Below are 16,762 nucleotides of genomic sequence, written 5' to 3' on the forward strand. Positions count from 1 at the left end.
CGCAGGAATGGATATGTACACCCGCAAGAATCTCACCGCCAATCAGACCGCCATCGCCGGCAAGCCAGCTCCCACAGTTTGATCCAGGTGCATCAGGGAAATACTCATCGGCTATGAGGCCGCCATCGCGAGCAGGCTCACTCCTACAGTTGATCTGCGTATATCCGAACAGCATCGGTCTTTAATCAGGCCGCTATGCGAGCAAGGTTCTGCCCCAAAAAAACCACTCCCCCCCCAAAGCGATACAAAAAACAAACACGACACGTTATTTTCTGTTTGATATTAATTTCTGTATCGCTTATAAAGTTCTCCATGCCAACAAACAGATTCACGGCGGGAGACCCCCCATGTACGCACAGCTCGTAGAAACAGGCGTCAAGCGCATCAAGGACCTGTCGGAAATGTCCGAACAGGAACGCGCTTTCCAGGAAAAAATCGATTCAGAAATCAAGATCGAAGCAAAAAACTGGATGCCCGATGCCTATCGCCAGACCCTGATCCGGCAGATTTCCCAACACGCTCACTCCGAAATCGTCGGCATGCTGCCCGAAGGCAACTGGGTCACCCGTGCCCCTACGCTCAAACGCAAACTGCAGCTGATGGCCAAGATTCAGGACGAAGCCGGTCACGGCCTCTACCTCTACAGCGCCATGGAAACCCTCGGCGCTGACCGCGACGAAGAAATCGCCAAGCTGCACAGCGGCAAGGCCAAGTACTCCAGCATCTTCAATTACCCGACGCTGAACTGGGCCGACATGGGCGCCGTGGGCTGGTTGGTGGATGGCGCCGCGATCGTCAATCAGGTGGTGTTGCAACGCACGTCCTACGGCCCTTACTCCCGGGCCATGGTGCGCATCTGCAAGGAAGAAAGCTTTCACCAGCGCCAGGGCTACGAAATCCTCCTGACCATGATGCGTCACGGTAATCAGGCGCAAAAAGACATGGTCCAGGACGCGATCAACCGCCTGTGGTGGCCGTCGCTGATGATGTTCGGTCCAAGCGACGAGCACTCGCCCAACAGCGCCCAATCCATGGCCTGGAAAATCAAGCGCCAGAGCAACGACGAACTGCGCCAGCGCTTTATCGACCAGACCATCCCGCAGCTGGAACTGCTGGGCTGCACCTGCCCCGACCCGGACCTGAAGTGGAACGCCGAGCGCGGCCACTACGACTTCGGCGAGATCCAGTGGAGCGAGTTCTACGAAGTGCTCAAGGGCAACGGCCCGTGCAACCAGGAGCGCGTGTCCACCCGCCGCAAAGCCATCGAAGACGGCGCCTGGGTTCGTGAAGCAGCTGTCGCCCACGCTCGCAAAAAACAAAACAAGAACGCCGCCTGATTCGGCCACCTGATCTGGAGACACCGTCATGTCCGAATGGACCCTTTTTGAAGTCTTCGTGCGCAGCAAGCACGGCCTCAACCACAAGCATGTCGGCAGCGTGCATGCCGCCGACACCACCATGGCCATCGAAAACGCGCGGGAGTTGTACACCCGTCGCAGCGAAGGCGTGAGCCTGTGGGTCGTGCCGTCGGCGCTTATTACCGCGTCCTCGCCGGATGAAAAAGACCCGCTGTTCGACCCGGCGGACGACAAGGTCTATCGCCACGCCAGCTTCTACGAGTTGCCGGCCGAAGTCGGGCACATGTGAGGTCGACCATGAATAACCAGACTGATCTGATCGAATACCTGCTGCGCCTCGGCGACAGCGCCCTGATCCAGGGCCAGCGCCTGTGCCAATGGTGCGGCAAGGCCCCGGCGCTGGAAGAGGAACTGGCGTTGATGAATGTCGGCCTCGACCTCGTCGGCCAGGCCCGCAACTGGCTGGAATACGCCGCCGAATTGCTGAACGACGGTCGCGATGCCGATCACCTGGCGTTCCGTCGAGACGAGCGCGCGTACCGCAACCTGTTGCTGGTGGAGCAACCCAACGGCGACTACGCCGTCACGATCCTCAAGCAATTCCTTTACGACGCATGGCACCTGCAAGTGCTCACCGGCCTTGCCCTGTCCAGCGACGAACGCATTGCCGGGATCGCCGCCAAAGCCGTGAAGGAAGTGACCTATCACTTGCGTCGCTCCGGTGAGTGGGTCGAGCGCCTGGGTGACGGCACCGAAGAGAGCCACGCGCGCATGCTCGCGGCCATCCCCGAGGTGTGGCGCTTCACGGTCGAGCTGACCAGCGCCGACGACAGCGAACACCGCCTGTGCGAAGCCGGCATCATCCCGGCCACCGCAGAAGTCGCCGCCGCCTGGCAAAAAACCGTCAGCGAAACCTTTGCCCGCGCCACCCTGCCCGTGCCCCCGGCGCCCAGCTATTTCTATCTGGATGCACGCAAGGGTCTGCACTCCGAACACCTCGGCATCCTGCTGGCCGAGATGCAGTTCCTGCCACGAGCGTACCCCGATGCAACCTGGTGAGCTGATCGCCAGCGACCAGGGCGCCCGGCCGGCTCAGCCGAGTGACCTGGCCGCTGCGTGGGCGACATTGGCCCAGGTCATGGACCCGGAAGTGCCGGTGGTCAGCGTGGTCGACCTGGGGATAGTCCGCGATCTCGACTGGCAGGCCGGGCACTTGCACGTGGTGGTCACGCCGACCTACTCCGGTTGCCCCGCCACCGAAGTGATCGAAAGCGACATCCGCGACGCGCTGGAACTGGCCGGCTTCAAGGCGCCGCTGCTGGAGCGAAAATTGACGCCGGCGTGGACCACCGACTGGATCACCCACAGCGGTCGTGAACGCCTGCGCGCCTACGGCATCGCGCCGCCCGAAGGCAGCACAAGCAAACGCAGTCTGCTCGGCGACAGCCCGGTGATCGCCTGCCCGCAATGCGGTAGCACGCACACCGAAGTGCTCAGTGAATTCGGTTCCACCGCGTGCAAGGCGTTGTACCGCTGCCGCGATTGCCTGGAACCGTTCGACTATTTCAAGTGCATCTGAGCGGCGATCGGCCGTCCCAGCTGGAGAACAATAATGAGTAAATTTCACAGTCTGACCATCAAGGACGTGCGCAACGAGACCCGTGACGCGGTGTCCATCGCCTTCGAGATTCCGCAGCACCTGCAGGACAGTTTTCATTTCACCCAGGGCCAGCACCTGGTGATGCGCACCCAGATGGATGGCGAAGAAGTACGCCGCTCCTACTCGATCTGCACGGGTGTCAATGACGGTGAACTGCGCATTGCCATCAAGCGTGTGGTCGGCGGGCGCTTCTCGGCATTTGCCAACGAACACCTCAAAGCCGGGCACTGCCTGGAAGTGATGCCACCGGCCGGACACTTCCACGTCGAACTCGACCCGACGCGCCATGGCAACTACCTGGCTGTCGCCGCCGGCAGTGGCATCACGCCGATTCTGTCGATCATCAAGACCACCCTGCAGACCGAACCGCACAGCCGAGTGACCTTGCTGTACGGCAACCGTTCCAGCTCCGGCGCCTTGTTTCGTGAACAGCTCGAAGACCTGAAAAACCGTTACCTGCAACGCTTGAACCTGATCTTCGTGTTCAGCCGCGAGCAGCAGGATGTCGACCTGTACAACGGCCGGATCAACGCCGAGAAATGCGAGCAACTGTTCTCCCGCTGGCTCGACGTTAAAGCCCTGGATGCCGCCTTTATTTGCGGTCCGCAGGAAATGACCGAGACCGTACGCGACAACCTCAAAGCCAAAGGCATGGCGCCGGAGCGTATCCACTTCGAATTGTTCGCCGCCGCTGGCAGCCAGCAAAAACGCGAAGCCCGGGAGGCATCGCATCAGGTGGACGCCGCAGTCAGCCAGATCACGGTGATCAGCGACGGTCGCGCCCTGGCCTTCGACCTCCCGCGCAACAGCCAAAGCATTCTCGATGCCGGCAACGCCCAAGGTGCCGAACTGCCCTACTCCTGCAAGGCCGGCGTGTGCTCGACCTGCAAGTGCAAGGTCATCGAAGGCGAGGTGGAAATGGACAGCAACCACGCCCTGGAAGACTACGAAGTAGCGGCCGGTTATGTCCTGTCGTGCCAGGCCTTTCCGATCAGCGACAAAGTGGTGCTGGATTTCGATCAGCTTTGATTTCAGCCCTACGCCGTGGAGCGGCTGCATTCGGACCTGTAGCAGCTGCCGAGCCTGCGAGGCTGCGTTCGGCTGCGTAGCAGTCGTAAAACCTGAATGTGCGGTCTTCCAGACAAACCGCGTCGCTTGATTCACGACTGCTGCGCAGCCGAACGCAGCCTCGCAAGCTCGGCAGCTGCTACATACAGAGTTCGTTTCACCCGTAAAGACAGAAACGTTTCACCCCACAACAAAAACAACAACAGAGAGCGCGCCATGACTCCACAAGACGTAGAACTCATTCGCCAGCACCCCGACTTCATCCAGCTGGTCCGACGAAAACAGAACCTGTATTGGTCGCTGTCGCTGATCATGCTGGTGATTTATTTCGGCTTTGTCCTGTTGGTGGCTTTCTCCCCCGCCACCCTCGGCCAATCCCTGAGCGGCGGGGTGACCACCGTCGGCATGCTGGTGGGCGTGGTCATCGTTCTGATGGCGTTCGCCCTGACCGGTTTCTACGTCTATCGCGCCAACAACGTCATCGACCCGCTCAACGAAAAGCTCAAGCAGGAGTGCGCGCAATGAGCCGTCTTATGGCCTTGTTCCTTCTGCCATTGGCAGTGGTCACCGACCTGGCGGTTGCCGCTGACGGCGCGTCCCGCCCGTTGAACTGGAACGCCATCGGCATGTTCCTGGTGTTCGTGCTGTTCACCCTCGGCGTGACGCGCTGGGCAGCGTTGCGCACCCGTTCCGCCAGCGATTTCTACACCGCGGGCGGTGGCATGACCGGGTTCCAGAACGGATTGGCCATTGCCGGCGACATGATCTCGGCAGCGTCCTTCCTGGGCATTTCCGCCATGATGTTTCTCAACGGCTACGACGGTTTGCTCTACGCCCTCGGCGTATTGGCGGGCTGGCCGATCATTCTTTTCCTGATCGCCGAACGCCTGCGCAACCTTGGCAAATACACCTTCGCCGACGTGGTCTCCTATCGCCTGGAACAAACCCCGGTGCGCCTGACGTCAGCTTTCGGCACCCTCACCGTGGCCCTGATGTACCTGGTGGCGCAGATGGTCGGCGCCGGCAAGTTGATCGAACTGCTGTTCGGCATCGACTACCTCTACGCGGTCATGCTGGTCGGTGTATTGATGGTGTTCTACGTGACCTTCGGCGGCATGCTCGCCACCACCTGGGTACAGATCATCAAGGCCGTGATGCTGTTGTTCGGCACCACGTTCATGGCCTTCATGGTGCTCAAGCATTTCGGTTTCAGTACCGAGGCGATGTTCGCCAGCGCCACTGCCGTGCACGCCAAAGGCACCGCGATCATGGCGCCGGGCGGGTTGCTGTCGAACCCGATCGATGCGATCTCGCTGGGGTTGGGCATGATGTTCGGCACCGCCGGCCTGCCGCATATCCTGATGCGATTCTTTACCGTCAGCGACGCCAAGGAAGCGCGCAAAAGCGTGTTCTATGCCACCGGTTTCATCGGCTACTTCTACCTGCTGCTGATCATCGTCGGCTTCGGCGCGATCGTCATGGTCGGCACCGATCCGACGTTCCGTGATGCCAACGGCGCGATCATCGGCGGCGGCAACATGATCGCCGTGCACCTGGCGCAAGCCGTCGGCGGCAACCTGTTCCTGGGCTTCATTTCTGCGGTCGCGTTCGCCACCATTCTGGCGGTGGTTGCCGGGTTGGCCTTGTCCGGCGCGTCGGCGGTGTCCCACGACCTGTATGCCTGCGTGATCCGCAAGGGCCAGGCCACCGAGCAGCAGGAAATCCGCGTTTCGCGCATCGCCACCCTGTGCATCGGCGTTCTGGCAATCATCCTTGGCCTGCTGTTCGAGTCGCAAAACATCGCGTTCCTGTCCGGCCTGGTGCTGGCCATTGCCGCCTCGGTGAATTTCCCGGTGCTGTTCCTTTCGATGTACTGGAAAGGCCTGACCACTCGCGGCGCGGTGACCGGCAGCCTGGCAGGGCTGATCTCGGCCATTGTCCTGTTGGTGCTGAGCCCGGCAGTGTGGGTCAACGTCCTGCACTACGAAAAAGCCCTGTTCCCGTACTCCAACCCGGCCCTGTTCTCCATGAGCCTGGCCTTCCTGAGCGCCTGGCTGTTTTCCGTCACCGACACCTCACCCCGTGCAGCCCTTGAACGCGGCCGTTACCTGGCGCAGTTCATTCGCTCCATGACCGGGATCGGTGCCTCCGGCGCCAGCAAGCACTAATAACGACGATTGACGGCAGGGAATAAAAACAATGAAGCCCGCACGTACTGCTCCTTATGAATCACTGTTTTCGTTAGCCGCTGCATTGAGTCTGCCCATGGTCGCACCGAGCGCCATGGCCGACTTCGTCAGCGACAGCAAGGCCCGTATCGAGATGCGCAACCACTACATCAACCGCGATTTCCGTCAGGAGAATGCGCCCCAATCCAAGGCTGAAGAATGGGCGCAGGGATTCACTGCGCGCATCGAGTCCGGGTTCACCGATGGGACCTTGGGGTTCGGTCTCGATGCGTTGGGGGAGTTGGGGCTGAAACTCGACTCCAGCCCGGATCGACGGGGCACCGGCCTGCTGCCATTTGGCCCGAACAGCCATGAACCTGCGGACGAGTTCAGCGAGCTGGGCCTGACCGGCAAAGTGCGCGTGTCCAAGAGCGTATTGAAGCTCGGCACCCTGCAACCCTTGCTGCCGGTGGCGACTTACAACGACACCCGCCTGTTGGGTTCGACCTTTGAAGGCGGCTTGCTGACCAGCCAGGAAATCAGTGGCCTGACGGTGAATGCCGGGCGCCTGACCAAGGCCAACCTGCGCGATTCCTCCAGCAACGATGACATCGGTTATGGCGCCGCCAGCAGCGATCACTTCGACTTCGCGGGCGGCACTTACGCCTTCAGCCCGCAACTGAATCTGAGTTACTACTACGGCAAGCTCGAACAGATCTATCGCCAGCAATTCGTCGGACTGGTGCACACCCAGCCGCTGGGCAACGGTTTCAGTCTGCGCAGCGACGTGCGCTATTTCGACAGCCGCGGCGACGGTGCCGAGCGGGCCGGGCGCATCGATAACCGCAACTTCAACAGCATGTTCACCGTGTCCCACGGTGCCCACAAAGTCAGTGCGACCTACCAGCAGTTGTCCGGCGACAGTGCGTTCCCGTTCCTCAACGGCGGCGACCCGTACGTGGTCAACCTGGTGACCTACAACACCTACACCCGCGCCGACGAAGACTCCTGGCAGCTGCGTTACGACTATGACTTCGCCGCCCAGGGCATCCCCGGCCTGACCTTCATGACCCGCTACACCGATGGTCGCAACGTCAAGGCAGGCACCGTCGACAACGGCCGCGAATGGGAGCGCGACACCGACATCAGTTACGTCATCCAGAGCGGCATGTTCAAGGACGTCAGCCTGCGCTGGCGCAACGTGACCTTCCGTTCCGGCAATGGCTTGACCACCGCCCTCGATGAGAACCGGCTGATCGTCGGTTACACCGTGGCGCTCTGGTAATCCCTGAAAGGCGCGGCTGCGGCTGCGCCAGACCTTTTAATCATCATCTGGAGCAATCGTGATGTCCTCTTCACCTACACCGCACGCCCCTACCCTGCAAAGTTTCATCGCCGGTCGCTGGATCGGCCAACACGGTGCCCAGGTGCTGCGCAGTGCCATCGATGGCCACGAAATCGCACGCACCCACGAAGAGCGTCCGGACTTCGCCGAAGCCATCGAGCACGGCCGTCGCCAGGGCGTCAGCGGTCTGATGGCGCTGGATTTCCAACAGCGGGCCCAGCGTCTCAAGGCACTGGCCTTGTACCTGAGCGAGCGCAAGGAACAGCTCTACGCGATCTCCCATCACAGCGGTGCTACCCGCGCTGACAGCTGGATCGATATCGAAGGCGGCAACAGCACGCTGTTCACCTACGCCAGCCTTGGCTCCCGGGAATTGCCCTCGGGCAACATCGTCCACGAAGGCCCGGCGCTGCAACTGAGCAAACTGGGCACCTTCGCCGGCACCCACATTCTGGTGCCCCGTGGCGGCCTGGCGGTGCACATCAATGCCTTCAACTTCCCGATCTGGGGCATGCTGGAAAAGTTCGCCCCGAGTTTCCTTGCCGGCATGCCGTGCATCGTCAAACCGGCCAGCGCCACCAGCTACCTGACCGAAGCCGTGGTGCGCCTGATGGACGAATCCGGCCTGCTTCCGGCCGGCAGCCTGCAACTGATCATCGGCGGCACGGGGGACTTGCTCGATCGCCTGCAAGGCCAGGACGTGGTGACCTTCACCGGTTCCGCCAACACTGCCGCCAAGCTGCGGGTCAACCCGAACCTGATCCGCAACTCGGTACCGTTCAACGCCGAAGCCGACTCGCTGAACTGCGCGATCCTCGCCCCGGACGTGACCCCGGATGACGAAGAGTTCGAGCTGTTCATCAAGGAAGTCGCCCGGGAGATGACCACCAAGGCCGGGCAGAAATGCACCGCCATTCGCCGCGCCATCGTGCCGGCCAAACACATCGATGCGGTCGCGACCCGTTTGCGCGATCGCCTGAAGAAAGTCGTGGTCGGCGACCCGTCGGTGGAAGGCGTGCGCATGGGTGCACTGGCTTCCCACGATCAACAGAAAGACGTCGCTGAGCGCCTGGAAAGCCTGCTGCAAAGCAGCGACATGCTGTTCGGCGCCCGCGACGGGTTTGAACCCCGGGGTGAGAACGTCAACCAAGGCGCATTCTTCGCGCCGACATTGCTGCAGGCCCGCGACCCGCACGCCGAAGGTGGCGCCCACGACATCGAAGCATTCGGTCCCGTCAGCACGCTGATGGCCTATGACGATCTGGATGAAGCGCTGGTGCTGGCGGCTCGCGGCAAAGGCAGCCTGGTGGCCAGTTTGATCACCAAGGACCCACAGATTGCCGCCAAGGCCATCCCCGTCGCTGCGGCGTGGCACGGTCGCTTGCTGGTGCTCGACCGCGAGTCCGCCGCCGAATCCACCGGCCACGGCTCGCCGCTGCCACAGCTCAAGCATGGCGGTCCGGGTCGTGCCGGTGGCGGTGAAGAGCTGGGTGGTCTGCGCGCGGTGAAGCACTACCTGCAACGTGCAGCCGTGCAAGGTTCGCCCACCATGCTGGCGGCTGTGACCGGTGAATACGTGCGTGGCGCCAAGGTCATCGAAACCGAAGTGCATCCGTTCCGTCGGCACTTCCAGGACCTGCAGATTGGCGAGTCGCTGCTGACCCATCGTCGCACCGTGACCGAAGCCGATCTGGTGAACTTCGGCTGCCTGTCCGGTGATCACTTCTACATGCACTTCGACGATATCGCGGCGAAAGAATCGCAATTCGGCAAACGCATCGCCCACGGTTACTTCGTGCTGTCGGCGGCAGCGGGCCTGTTCGTATCCCCTGGCGTCGGACCGGTGCTGGCCAACTACGGGCTGGACACGTTGCGCTTCATCAACCCGGTGGGGATCGGCGACACGATCCAGGCGCGCCTGACCTGCAAACGCAAGATCGACCAGGGCAAGAAGAGCCCGCAGGGTATCCCGCAAGGGGTGGTGGCCTGGGATGTCGAGGTGACCAATCAGTTGGGTGAGCTGGTGGCCAGTTATGACATTTTGACGTTGGTGGTTAAGCGCGAGGATTGATCAGCGCTTCTGGTTGACCATAGATGTTGTGGTCAACCGCAGATCAAATGTGGGAGTGAGCCTGCTCGCGAGGGTGTGTCAGTCGACATCAAGGTAGCTGACACACCGCCATCGCGAGCAGGCTCACTCCTACATTGGGCTGTGCTCGACCACCCTTCTCAATGCTTACGCAACCACTCGATAAACAACGCAAACAACTCCGACTGCGAACCCACCTCCAGCTTCAGGTACAGGTTCTTGCGGTGCATGCGTACGGTTTCCGGTGATATGCCCAACTGGCTGGCGGTGGATTTCACCGAGTGCCCCCTGAGCACCATGTGCGCGACTTCCCGCTCGCGGTCGGTCAGCAAATCGCTGCCGAAATGCTCGAAAGCCCACTGCACCCGTTGCTTGAGATCATCCCCTTCACCCACCGCTTGAACGCACTGAATCTCGGCAATGCGCTGCATGCCGCGCTGGCTGAATGCGCCGATGAATTCGCTTACCAGGGGTTCGACGGCGCGCAGCAGGTTCAGTTGATCGACCCGCAGGCTTTCATTGCTGAAACCTTGAAACAGGCTCACCGAAATCTTCGTCTCGTTGCCCGTGTTGACGATGTAATAGCTGTCCTCCGAACACCCCGCCTTCAAGTAATAGGTGCGGTAGTACTCGCTGTCGAAGAAGTCGTCCGGGGCGATTTCCTCCAGGTGGTAAAAGCCTTGGGCCAAATCCTGTTCCACCGCCAGGCAGAACGGATCAAGCAGATACCCCCCGGAAAAATAGCGCTCGATGATCGACACCTGATACTGCTCGGCAATGCCGCGTTGATACAGCAACTGGGGTGGGCGGTCCTTGTGTTCCAGGCTGATCATCACCGATTCGATGCCGACCAGGTGCCCGAACGCTGACGCCAGGTAGTGCAGCGCGTCGGGCTCATCGACACGGGCAAATGCCTCGCGCATTTGCCCGTGCCATTTATGCAGTGCCCCGAAGGGCAAGGCGATCAACGTATCGTCGTTTGGTTTGCTCATACCCCGCAGTCTAGCGGGTGAGCCGGCCCCCGGTAAAAGCCTGGCTGACGAAGTCATTGGCCCTGGTACTGGCCGCTTTCCTGAAGTTCGGCGGCCACTTCAAGAATGCACACGCGCAGGGTCTCGACGATCTCATCGACCTGGGCGCACGTCAGGATCAGCGGCGGCGACATCACGTTGAGGTGCATGATCGGCCGCACCAGCAACCCTTTGGCCTGTGCCCGGGAGTGAATCCGCTCGCCGATGTTGATCTCGTCGGCAAACAACGCCTTGGTGCGTTTGTCGGCGACAAATTCCACGCAGGCCATGAATTTCTGGCAGCGTACATCGCCCACCAACGGCAAATCGCTGAGTGTCGCCAGGCGTTCCTCCAGATAAGCGCCGACCACATCGACGTGTTCCAGCAGCTGTTCGCGCTCGATGATTTCGATGTTTTTCAGCGCCGCCGTGCAGCACACCGGGTGCCCGCTGTAGGTGAAGCCGTGGCTGAAGCAGCGGCCCTTGCCCGGTTCGGCGATGACCTTCCAGATGCGATCGGAAAAGATGCAGGCGCCCAGCGGCAGATAGGCGGACGTCAGGCCTTTGGCCGTGGTGATGATGTCCGGCTGCACATCGAACAGGTCGTAGGACGCAAAGAATTTGCCCAGTCGCCCGAAGGAAGTGACCACCTCATCGGCGACGAACAGGATGTCGTAGCGCTGGCAGACTTCCCACATGCGTTTCAGGTAGCCCTTGGGCGGAATGATCACCCCGCCCGACCCCATGATCGGCTCGGCAAAAAAACCCGCGACCTTGTCCGCGCCAATGGCCAGGATCTTGTCTTCGAACTCCTTGACCAGAAACTCCAGGAACTGCGCCTCGTCCATGCCGTCCGGTGCGCGGTATGGATTGGGGTTGGAGACATGGTGGATACGGTCGTGGGCGTAGTCGAACTCCGGGACACGGTCGGCGGCCTTGTTGCCGATCGACATCGTCAGCGTTGTCGAGCCGTGATAGGCGTTGTAACGGGCAATGATGTGCTTCTTTTCCGGCTTGCCGCGGCAGTTCTGATAGTACTGAATCAGCCGGTAGGCAGTGTCCACCGCCGTCGAGCCGCCGGTGGTCAGGAATACGTGATCGAGGTCACCGGGCGCCAGGCTGGCGAGTTTTTCGCAAAGTTGAATGGCCACGCTGTTGGACATGTCGCAGAACGGATTCGAATAGGCGAGCTGGCGGACCTGATCGGCAATGGCCAGGGCCATTTCTTCACGCCCCAAACCGATATTGGTGCACCACATACCGCCTACGGCGTCGAGAAAACGATTGCCCTGGGTGTCGAAAATGTAGGCGCCGTCGCCGGAAACAATGTTCAGCGACCCCTGCTCGGCGTGCTCGTCGAACATGTGATAGCCGTGCATGTAATGAGCCTTGTCTGCCTTGACCAGGCGGGCCTCTTCGGCGGCGGACAAAATGTGCTGGGTTGGAGTGGCCATACGAAAACCTCAAGCTGAATAATTGAACGATCAGATCCCGCTTTTTACCGTGCTCCAGACCCGCGTCATGGCGCGCATGGCTTTGGCGTCCTGGGTCTTCTGTGGAAACAGGCGCTCACGGGTGGCGTCATCGGGATAAATCGCCAGGTTGTTGCGCACCTCGGCATTCACCAGGGGCGTGGCGGCCGCGTTGCTGTTGGCGTAATGGATGTAATCAGTGACGTCGGCGATCACTTGCGGCTGCATCAAGTAGTCGAGGAACTTGTGGGCGTTGGCGACATGCGGGGCATCCGCCGGGATGTACATGTTGTCGAACCAGATCAGCGAACCTTCCTTGGGAATGAAATAGGACAGCTTGATGTTGAGCTTGGCTTCTTCGGCGCGGGCCATGGCTGTGGCGTAGTCGCCGGACCAGGTCATGGCCATGCACACATCGCCATTGGGCAGGCTGGTCAGGTAATTCACCGAGTCGAACTTGCGGATGTAGGGGCGTACGGACAACAGCAGCTCCTGCGCGGCTTTCAGGTCTGCCGGCGCGGCGCTTCGCGGGTCTCGTCCCAGGTACTTCAGGGCCAGCGGAATGACCTCGGTGGGCGCATCGACCAGGGTCACGCCGCAATCGGCGAAACGCGAGACGATCTTCGGATCGAAGATCATCGCCAGCGAACCGATCGGCGCATCCGGCATGCGTTCTTTGATCTTGTCGACGTTGTAAGTGATGCCGTTACTGCCCCAGGTATAAGGCGCGGAGTACTGCGTGCCGGCATCGAAACCCTGCAAGTCCTGCAAGACTTTCGGATCAAGATTGGCCCAACTTGGCAGCAGGTTTTTATCCAGCGGCTGGAAGACCTTGGCCGTGATCAAGGGGGGCGCGAGGGACGCATTCAGCACCACCAGGTCATACCCGGAATGACCGGTGAGCAACTTTGCCTGGACCGTTTCGTAGGCATCGAAGGTGTCGTAGATCACTCGGATGCCGGTGGCTTTTTCGAAATTCGAAATGGTTTTCTCGCCAATGTAATCCGCCCAGTTGTACAGCCGCAGGGTATTGGCTTCATTGACGTCGGCGCCGTGGACGCTGAGTGACAAAGGAACGAGGAACACACTGAAAATCAACTTGAATGCCTTACGCATAGCAAATTCACCTTACCAGGCAGGTTCCGTTCTGAATGACCGGATGAGTCCACTATCGAGCGATTCAGCGCACTGCACCATACCCCGAATGGGTGTGTGAACCGGATCGCGGCGATGCAACATGGCAAAAAGAAGCAGATTCGTTGAACGGTTTTGTCATAGATCCGGCACAGCCCCACGCTTAGAGTGACCGATGCACCGATCAACCAGAGCCGCTCATGAACGATCTGATCAAACAGGAACACAGTGCCGGCGTACTGACGCTCACTTTTGACCGCCTCGACAAGCTGAACGCGCTGAACAATGCGATGTACACGCAACTGGCCGACTGCTTGTTGGCCGCGGATGAAGACGAGAGTGTCGGCGCCATCATTCTTACCGGTGGTGCGACGTGTTTTACCGCCGGGAATGACCTGGCGGACTTCCTGCAGCATCCCCCGACTCATCTCGACAGCCCGGCTTTCCGCCTGATGAAAGTTGTCACGCACCTGCAAACGCCATTGATCGCGGCGGTGTGCGGAGCGGCCATCGGTATCGGCACCACCCTGCTGCTGCATTGCGATCAGGTGCTGGTCAGCCGCAATGCCCGGCTGCGTGTGCCGTTCGTCAACCTGGGCCTGTGCCCTGAGTTCGGTGCGAGCCTGCTGCTGCCACGTCAACTCGGCCATGCCCGCGCTGCGCGCTTGCTCCTGCTGGGAGAAACCCTCGACGGTGCCAGTGCCGTCGCGTGGGGCCTGGCCAACGAACTGTTCGACGATGGCCCGCAGTGCCTCGCTGCCGCACAGCAAATGGCCCAGCGCCTGCTCGCCTTGCCACAAGGTGCCTTGCGCCAGACCCGGCAATTGCTCAAGCAAGCGTCGATGGCCGAACTGCAAGCCACGATTCGCCAGGAAAACCTGATGTTCATCGAGCGCCTGAACACTCAGGAAGCGCAAACGGCGCTGAACGCCCTCCTCAATCGCAGTACCGAAAAGAACCCGTCTAAAGGAACACCGTCATGAACACCCCAGAAGTTTTTGTAGTCAGCGCCGCTCGTACCGCCATCGGCACCTTTGGTGGCGCCCTCAAGGACGTCCCGCCGGCCGATCTGGCAACCACCGCGGTCAAGGCGGCGCTGGAACGCTCTGGCGTGGACCCGGCGCAAGTCGGCCACCTGGTGATGGGCAGCGTGATCCCCACCGAGACCCGTGACGCCTACATTTCCCGGGTTGCCGCGATGAACGCCGGCATCCCGAAAGAGACACCGGCCTACAACGTCAACCGCCTGTGCGGTTCCGGCCTGCAAGCCATCATCAGTGCGGCCCAGACCCTGTTGCTCGGCGACGCCGACATCGCCATTGGCGCCGGCGCCGAGTCCATGAGCCGCGGACCGTACCTGCTGCCATCCGCCCGCTGGGGCTCGCGCATGGGCAACGTCCAGGCAATCGACTACATGCTGGGCATCCTGCATGACCCGTTCCACGGCATTCACATGGGCATCACCGCCGAGAACGTGGCCGCACGCAACGGCATCACCCGCGAAATGCAGGACGCCCTCGCCTTTGAAGATCAGAAGCGCGCGGCGTTTGCCATCGCCAACGGGTACTTCAGCGAGCAAATCGCCGCCGTGGAAATCCAGACGCGCAAGGAAACGACGCTGTTCAACGTCGATGAACACCCTCGCGCCACTTCGCTGGAACAGCTGGCGCAAATGAAGCCGGCGTTCAAGAAAGACGGCTCGGTGACGGCGGGCAATGCTTCAGGCCTGAACGACGGTGCAGCGGCGCTGGTCATGGCCACGGGCGATGCGGTCAAGCGCGGCAATTTGCGCCCCCTGGCCCGACTGGTCAGCTATGCCCACGCCGGTGTAGAGCCAGAACTGATGGGCCTGGGCCCCATCCCCGCCACACGCCTGGCCCTCAAACGCGCCGGACTGACCGTGCAGGATATGGATGTCGTTGAAGCCAACATCGCCTTTGCGGCCCAAGCGTGCGCAGTGAGCCAGGAGCTGGACCTGGACCCGGCCAAGGTCAACCCGAACGGCTCGGGCATTGCCCTGGGTCACCCGGTGGGCGCGACCGGGGCGATCATTGCAACCAAGGCGATTCATGAACTGCACCGTACCAACGGGCGGTATGCGTTGGTGACGATGTGCATTGGTGGCGGTCAGGGGATTGCGGCGATTTTTGAGCGGGTTTGATGGTTGGCCGGGCACGGGATCAAGGTAACCACCCGATTGATTCCGTGCCTGGCACCGTTATATATGCCGCCGATTACCTGTCACAGCTGGCGAAACTTGTGGTGAGGGGATTTATCCCCGCTGGGTTGCGCAGCGACCCCGAAATCTTTACGACTGCTACGCAGCCGAACGGGGATAAATCCCCTCACCACAAGTTTCGTCAGCTGCTACAGATTGTTTGATGGCCTGACTGCCTCAAATTTCCCTGAAAGCCACTTTTCTTTCCAAGATCAAACCCGCCCCTGCAATCGTCGCCCGACGACATCCATCAAATCACAACCATCGCGAAGCGAAGTCACTAACACCCGCGCCAGCTCACTGTGAACACCCTCGCCGAAGGCAAAACTCTCAAGAAGCTGCGTGGCCGTACGAATGCGATAAGCCGCCGTTTCGTGCAACACCTCAAGTGGTGCCTCAGTGTCGATCAGCAAAGATGGAACGCTGCAGTCAATGCCGGTGACGGGCATGTATCGATCCATGACGTAGAACCTCCATTGGTTAAAAGAGCACACCGCTTTTAGCGTTGACGATTGGACGACGCGTCTGCCGAATCCCGGGGTAGTTCCAGGTTGTCCAGCGCACGATTGACCAGCAGTTCGCTCAGCGCAGCCAGTTGTTGGATGGCCAAAATCACCTGACGGCGCGGGCCTTCCAGTTCACGGGCCAGGTCGGCGGACATCACGCTGAGAGAGGACAAGGTTTCAGAGGCGTGACACAGCATGGCTTCGATGTCGACATCGGGCACCACCGCGAAGAAACAGTTGGAGGTTTCGGGAGTGACTTGATGGCGTAGGGGAATGCTGATGCGACGTTCTGAGGGTTTGGGGCGGGTGGGTGAAACGGGGGCGGATTGAATGTCTGACGCTGGGGTTGTGGTGGGGGTGGTTTTTTTCATTTCGGAGCTCCTTGCAATACTGAGAGACGCCAGTTTGTTGCCATCAACCAAAATGAGTTGATGTGCGCATATGGCGGACCGGTAGATTTATTACCAGAAAATTCGTTTTTATTAATCAATTAAATGAACATCTGTGTAATTAAATGATTCTCGCCTAAGCAATCATTAGACCATCCACCTCTGATTGCAAAAATTTTGTTTTTGCTCAATAGCCACGCACTTCATTGTTACTGTAAGACATTTCTTTAAATCAAGTAGGCAACGTCTTACAGGCGAAAGAATTACACTCTCGCGCTATCGAGAGAATTTCAGGGTTGCATGACATCCTTGAAAAATTAGTTTTTCCGTTCCTGTATCAAATGT

Annotated in this window: 16 protein-coding genes; 11 read left to right on the plus strand and 5 right to left on the minus strand. The window is 60.2% G+C overall.

Annotation, left to right across the window (positions count from 1 at the left end; translation table 11 throughout):
• Window positions 1–347 precede the first annotated feature (347 nt).
• The 9 genes from paaA to paaZ all read left to right on the plus strand — a co-directional run bounded on the left by paaA (window position 348) and on the right by paaZ (window position 9,670).
• Complete coding sequence (paaA, locus tag H7698_RS19310; protein WP_162440992.1) at window positions 348–1,337, plus strand: 1,2-phenylacetyl-CoA epoxidase subunit PaaA; 990 nt, start codon at window positions 348–350, stop codon at window positions 1,335–1,337.
• Between the two features lie 28 nt (window positions 1,338–1,365).
• The gene (gene paaB, locus H7698_RS19315) at window positions 1,366–1,647 is read left to right on the plus strand and encodes a 1,2-phenylacetyl-CoA epoxidase subunit PaaB (protein ID WP_003208899.1); all 282 of its coding nucleotides are present in this window, start codon (window positions 1,366–1,368) and stop codon (window positions 1,645–1,647) included.
• An 8-nt stretch (window positions 1,648–1,655) separates the two neighbouring features.
• Window positions 1,656–2,417, plus strand: a complete 762-nt coding sequence (paaC, locus tag H7698_RS19320) for a 1,2-phenylacetyl-CoA epoxidase subunit PaaC (RefSeq protein ID WP_162440991.1) — start codon at window positions 1,656–1,658, stop codon at window positions 2,415–2,417.
• The gene (gene paaD, locus H7698_RS19325) at window positions 2,404–2,937 is read left to right on the plus strand and encodes a 1,2-phenylacetyl-CoA epoxidase subunit PaaD (protein WP_194692484.1); all 534 of its coding nucleotides are present in this window, start codon (window positions 2,404–2,406) and stop codon (window positions 2,935–2,937) included. The genes paaC and paaD overlap by 14 nt, the downstream gene beginning before the upstream one ends.
• A gap of 33 nt (window positions 2,938–2,970) precedes the next feature.
• Window positions 2,971–4,047, plus strand: a complete 1,077-nt coding sequence (paaE, locus tag H7698_RS19330) for a 1,2-phenylacetyl-CoA epoxidase subunit PaaE (protein ID WP_194692485.1) — start codon at window positions 2,971–2,973, stop codon at window positions 4,045–4,047.
• A 255-nt stretch (window positions 4,048–4,302) separates the two neighbouring features.
• Window positions 4,303–4,611: a DUF485 domain-containing protein gene (locus H7698_RS19335; protein ID WP_162440988.1), complete on the plus strand. Its 309-nt coding sequence runs from the start codon at window positions 4,303–4,305 to the stop codon at window positions 4,609–4,611.
• On the plus strand, window positions 4,608–6,254 hold the full coding sequence (locus H7698_RS19340; RefSeq protein ID WP_162440987.1) for a cation acetate symporter: 1,647 nt from the start codon (window positions 4,608–4,610) through the stop codon (window positions 6,252–6,254). Before H7698_RS19335 ends, H7698_RS19340 begins: the two co-directional genes overlap by 4 nt.
• 31 nt (window positions 6,255–6,285) lie before the next feature.
• Window positions 6,286–7,539: an OprD family porin gene (locus H7698_RS19345; protein ID WP_194692486.1), complete on the plus strand. Its 1,254-nt coding sequence runs from the start codon at window positions 6,286–6,288 to the stop codon at window positions 7,537–7,539.
• A gap of 61 nt (window positions 7,540–7,600) precedes the next feature.
• On the plus strand, window positions 7,601–9,670 hold the full coding sequence (gene paaZ / locus H7698_RS19350) for a phenylacetic acid degradation bifunctional protein PaaZ (protein ID WP_194692487.1): 2,070 nt from the start codon (window positions 7,601–7,603) through the stop codon (window positions 9,668–9,670).
• A gap of 158 nt (window positions 9,671–9,828) precedes the next feature.
• Here the strand turns inward: paaZ and H7698_RS19355 are convergent, their stop codons facing one another.
• From H7698_RS19355 to H7698_RS19365, 3 genes are read right to left on the minus strand one after another with little or no spacing between them, the layout of a single operon-like run.
• Window positions 9,829–10,737 carry a helix-turn-helix transcriptional regulator gene (locus H7698_RS19355; protein ID WP_194692488.1) on the minus strand — a complete coding sequence of 303 codons (909 nt, stop codon included), beginning with the start codon at window positions 10,735–10,737 and terminating at the stop codon, window positions 9,829–9,831.
• Window positions 10,734–12,152 (minus strand): aminotransferase, encoded by a 1,419-nt coding sequence (locus tag H7698_RS19360; protein ID WP_162440391.1) that lies wholly within the window; start codon window positions 12,150–12,152, stop codon window positions 10,734–10,736. The genes H7698_RS19355 and H7698_RS19360 overlap by 4 nt, the downstream gene beginning before the upstream one ends.
• A gap of 30 nt (window positions 12,153–12,182) precedes the next feature.
• Window positions 12,183–13,286: a polyamine ABC transporter substrate-binding protein gene (locus H7698_RS19365; protein WP_162440392.1), complete on the minus strand. Its 1,104-nt coding sequence runs from the start codon at window positions 13,284–13,286 to the stop codon at window positions 12,183–12,185.
• A 218-nt stretch (window positions 13,287–13,504) separates the two neighbouring features.
• On the opposite strand from H7698_RS19365, the gene H7698_RS19370 reads away from it, so the two are divergent.
• Both H7698_RS19370 and H7698_RS19375 read left to right on the plus strand, forming a co-directional pair.
• Window positions 13,505–14,287: an enoyl-CoA hydratase gene (locus H7698_RS19370; RefSeq protein ID WP_162440393.1), complete on the plus strand. Its 783-nt coding sequence runs from the start codon at window positions 13,505–13,507 to the stop codon at window positions 14,285–14,287.
• A complete protein-coding gene (locus H7698_RS19375) occupies window positions 14,284–15,465 on the plus strand; it encodes an acetyl-CoA C-acyltransferase family protein (protein WP_194692489.1) in 1,182 nt (393 codons plus the stop codon). The genes H7698_RS19370 and H7698_RS19375 overlap by 4 nt, the downstream gene beginning before the upstream one ends.
• Window positions 15,466–15,734: 269 nt before the next feature.
• Here H7698_RS19375 and H7698_RS19380 read toward each other — a convergent pair whose 3' ends face one another.
• Entirely contained in the window at window positions 15,735–15,983 is a 249-nt protein-coding gene (locus tag H7698_RS19380; protein ID WP_194692490.1) for a hypothetical protein, read from the minus strand.
• Window positions 15,984–16,021: 38 nt separating this feature from the next.
• Window positions 16,022–16,399: a DUF6124 family protein gene (locus tag H7698_RS19385; protein WP_194692491.1), complete on the minus strand. Its 378-nt coding sequence runs from the start codon at window positions 16,397–16,399 to the stop codon at window positions 16,022–16,024.
• Window positions 16,400–16,762 lie beyond the last annotated feature (363 nt).

Origin of the sequence: Pseudomonas sp. p50(2008), from assembly GCF_015351605.1 — a bacterium.
Lineage (GTDB): Bacteria > Pseudomonadota > Gammaproteobacteria > Pseudomonadales > Pseudomonadaceae > Aquipseudomonas.

Excerpts from the sequence above, each read along its gene's own strand:
- H7698_RS19365 (WP_162440392.1), bottom strand. The coding sequence starts at position 13,286 with ATGCGTAAGGCATTCAAGTTGATTTTCAGTGTGTTCCTCGTTCCTTTG.
- H7698_RS19335 (WP_162440988.1), top strand. The coding sequence starts at position 4,303 with ATGACTCCACAAGACGTAGAACTCATTCGCCAGCACCCCGACTTCATC.
- H7698_RS19380 (WP_194692490.1), bottom strand. The coding sequence starts at position 15,983 with ATGGATCGATACATGCCCGTCACCGGCATTGACTGCAGCGTTCCATCT.
- H7698_RS19360 (WP_162440391.1), bottom strand. The coding sequence starts at position 12,152 with ATGGCCACTCCAACCCAGCACATTTTGTCCGCCGCCGAAGAGGCCCGC.
- H7698_RS19345 (WP_194692486.1), top strand. The coding sequence starts at position 6,286 with ATGAAGCCCGCACGTACTGCTCCTTATGAATCACTGTTTTCGTTAGCC.
- paaZ (WP_194692487.1), top strand. The coding sequence starts at position 7,601 with ATGTCCTCTTCACCTACACCGCACGCCCCTACCCTGCAAAGTTTCATC.
- paaB (WP_003208899.1), top strand. The coding sequence starts at position 1,366 with ATGTCCGAATGGACCCTTTTTGAAGTCTTCGTGCGCAGCAAGCACGGC.
- paaA (WP_162440992.1), top strand. The coding sequence starts at position 348 with ATGTACGCACAGCTCGTAGAAACAGGCGTCAAGCGCATCAAGGACCTG.
- paaE (WP_194692485.1), top strand. The coding sequence starts at position 2,971 with ATGAGTAAATTTCACAGTCTGACCATCAAGGACGTGCGCAACGAGACC.
- H7698_RS19355 (WP_194692488.1), bottom strand. The coding sequence starts at position 10,737 with ATGACTTCGTCAGCCAGGCTTTTACCGGGGGCCGGCTCACCCGCTAGA.
- H7698_RS19370 (WP_162440393.1), top strand. The coding sequence starts at position 13,505 with ATGAACGATCTGATCAAACAGGAACACAGTGCCGGCGTACTGACGCTC.
- paaD (WP_194692484.1), top strand. The coding sequence starts at position 2,404 with ATGCAACCTGGTGAGCTGATCGCCAGCGACCAGGGCGCCCGGCCGGCT.
- H7698_RS19385 (WP_194692491.1), bottom strand. The coding sequence starts at position 16,399 with ATGAAAAAAACCACCCCCACCACAACCCCAGCGTCAGACATTCAATCC.
- paaC (WP_162440991.1), top strand. The coding sequence starts at position 1,656 with ATGAATAACCAGACTGATCTGATCGAATACCTGCTGCGCCTCGGCGAC.
- H7698_RS19375 (WP_194692489.1), top strand. The coding sequence starts at position 14,284 with ATGAACACCCCAGAAGTTTTTGTAGTCAGCGCCGCTCGTACCGCCATC.
- H7698_RS19340 (WP_162440987.1), top strand. The coding sequence starts at position 4,608 with ATGAGCCGTCTTATGGCCTTGTTCCTTCTGCCATTGGCAGTGGTCACC.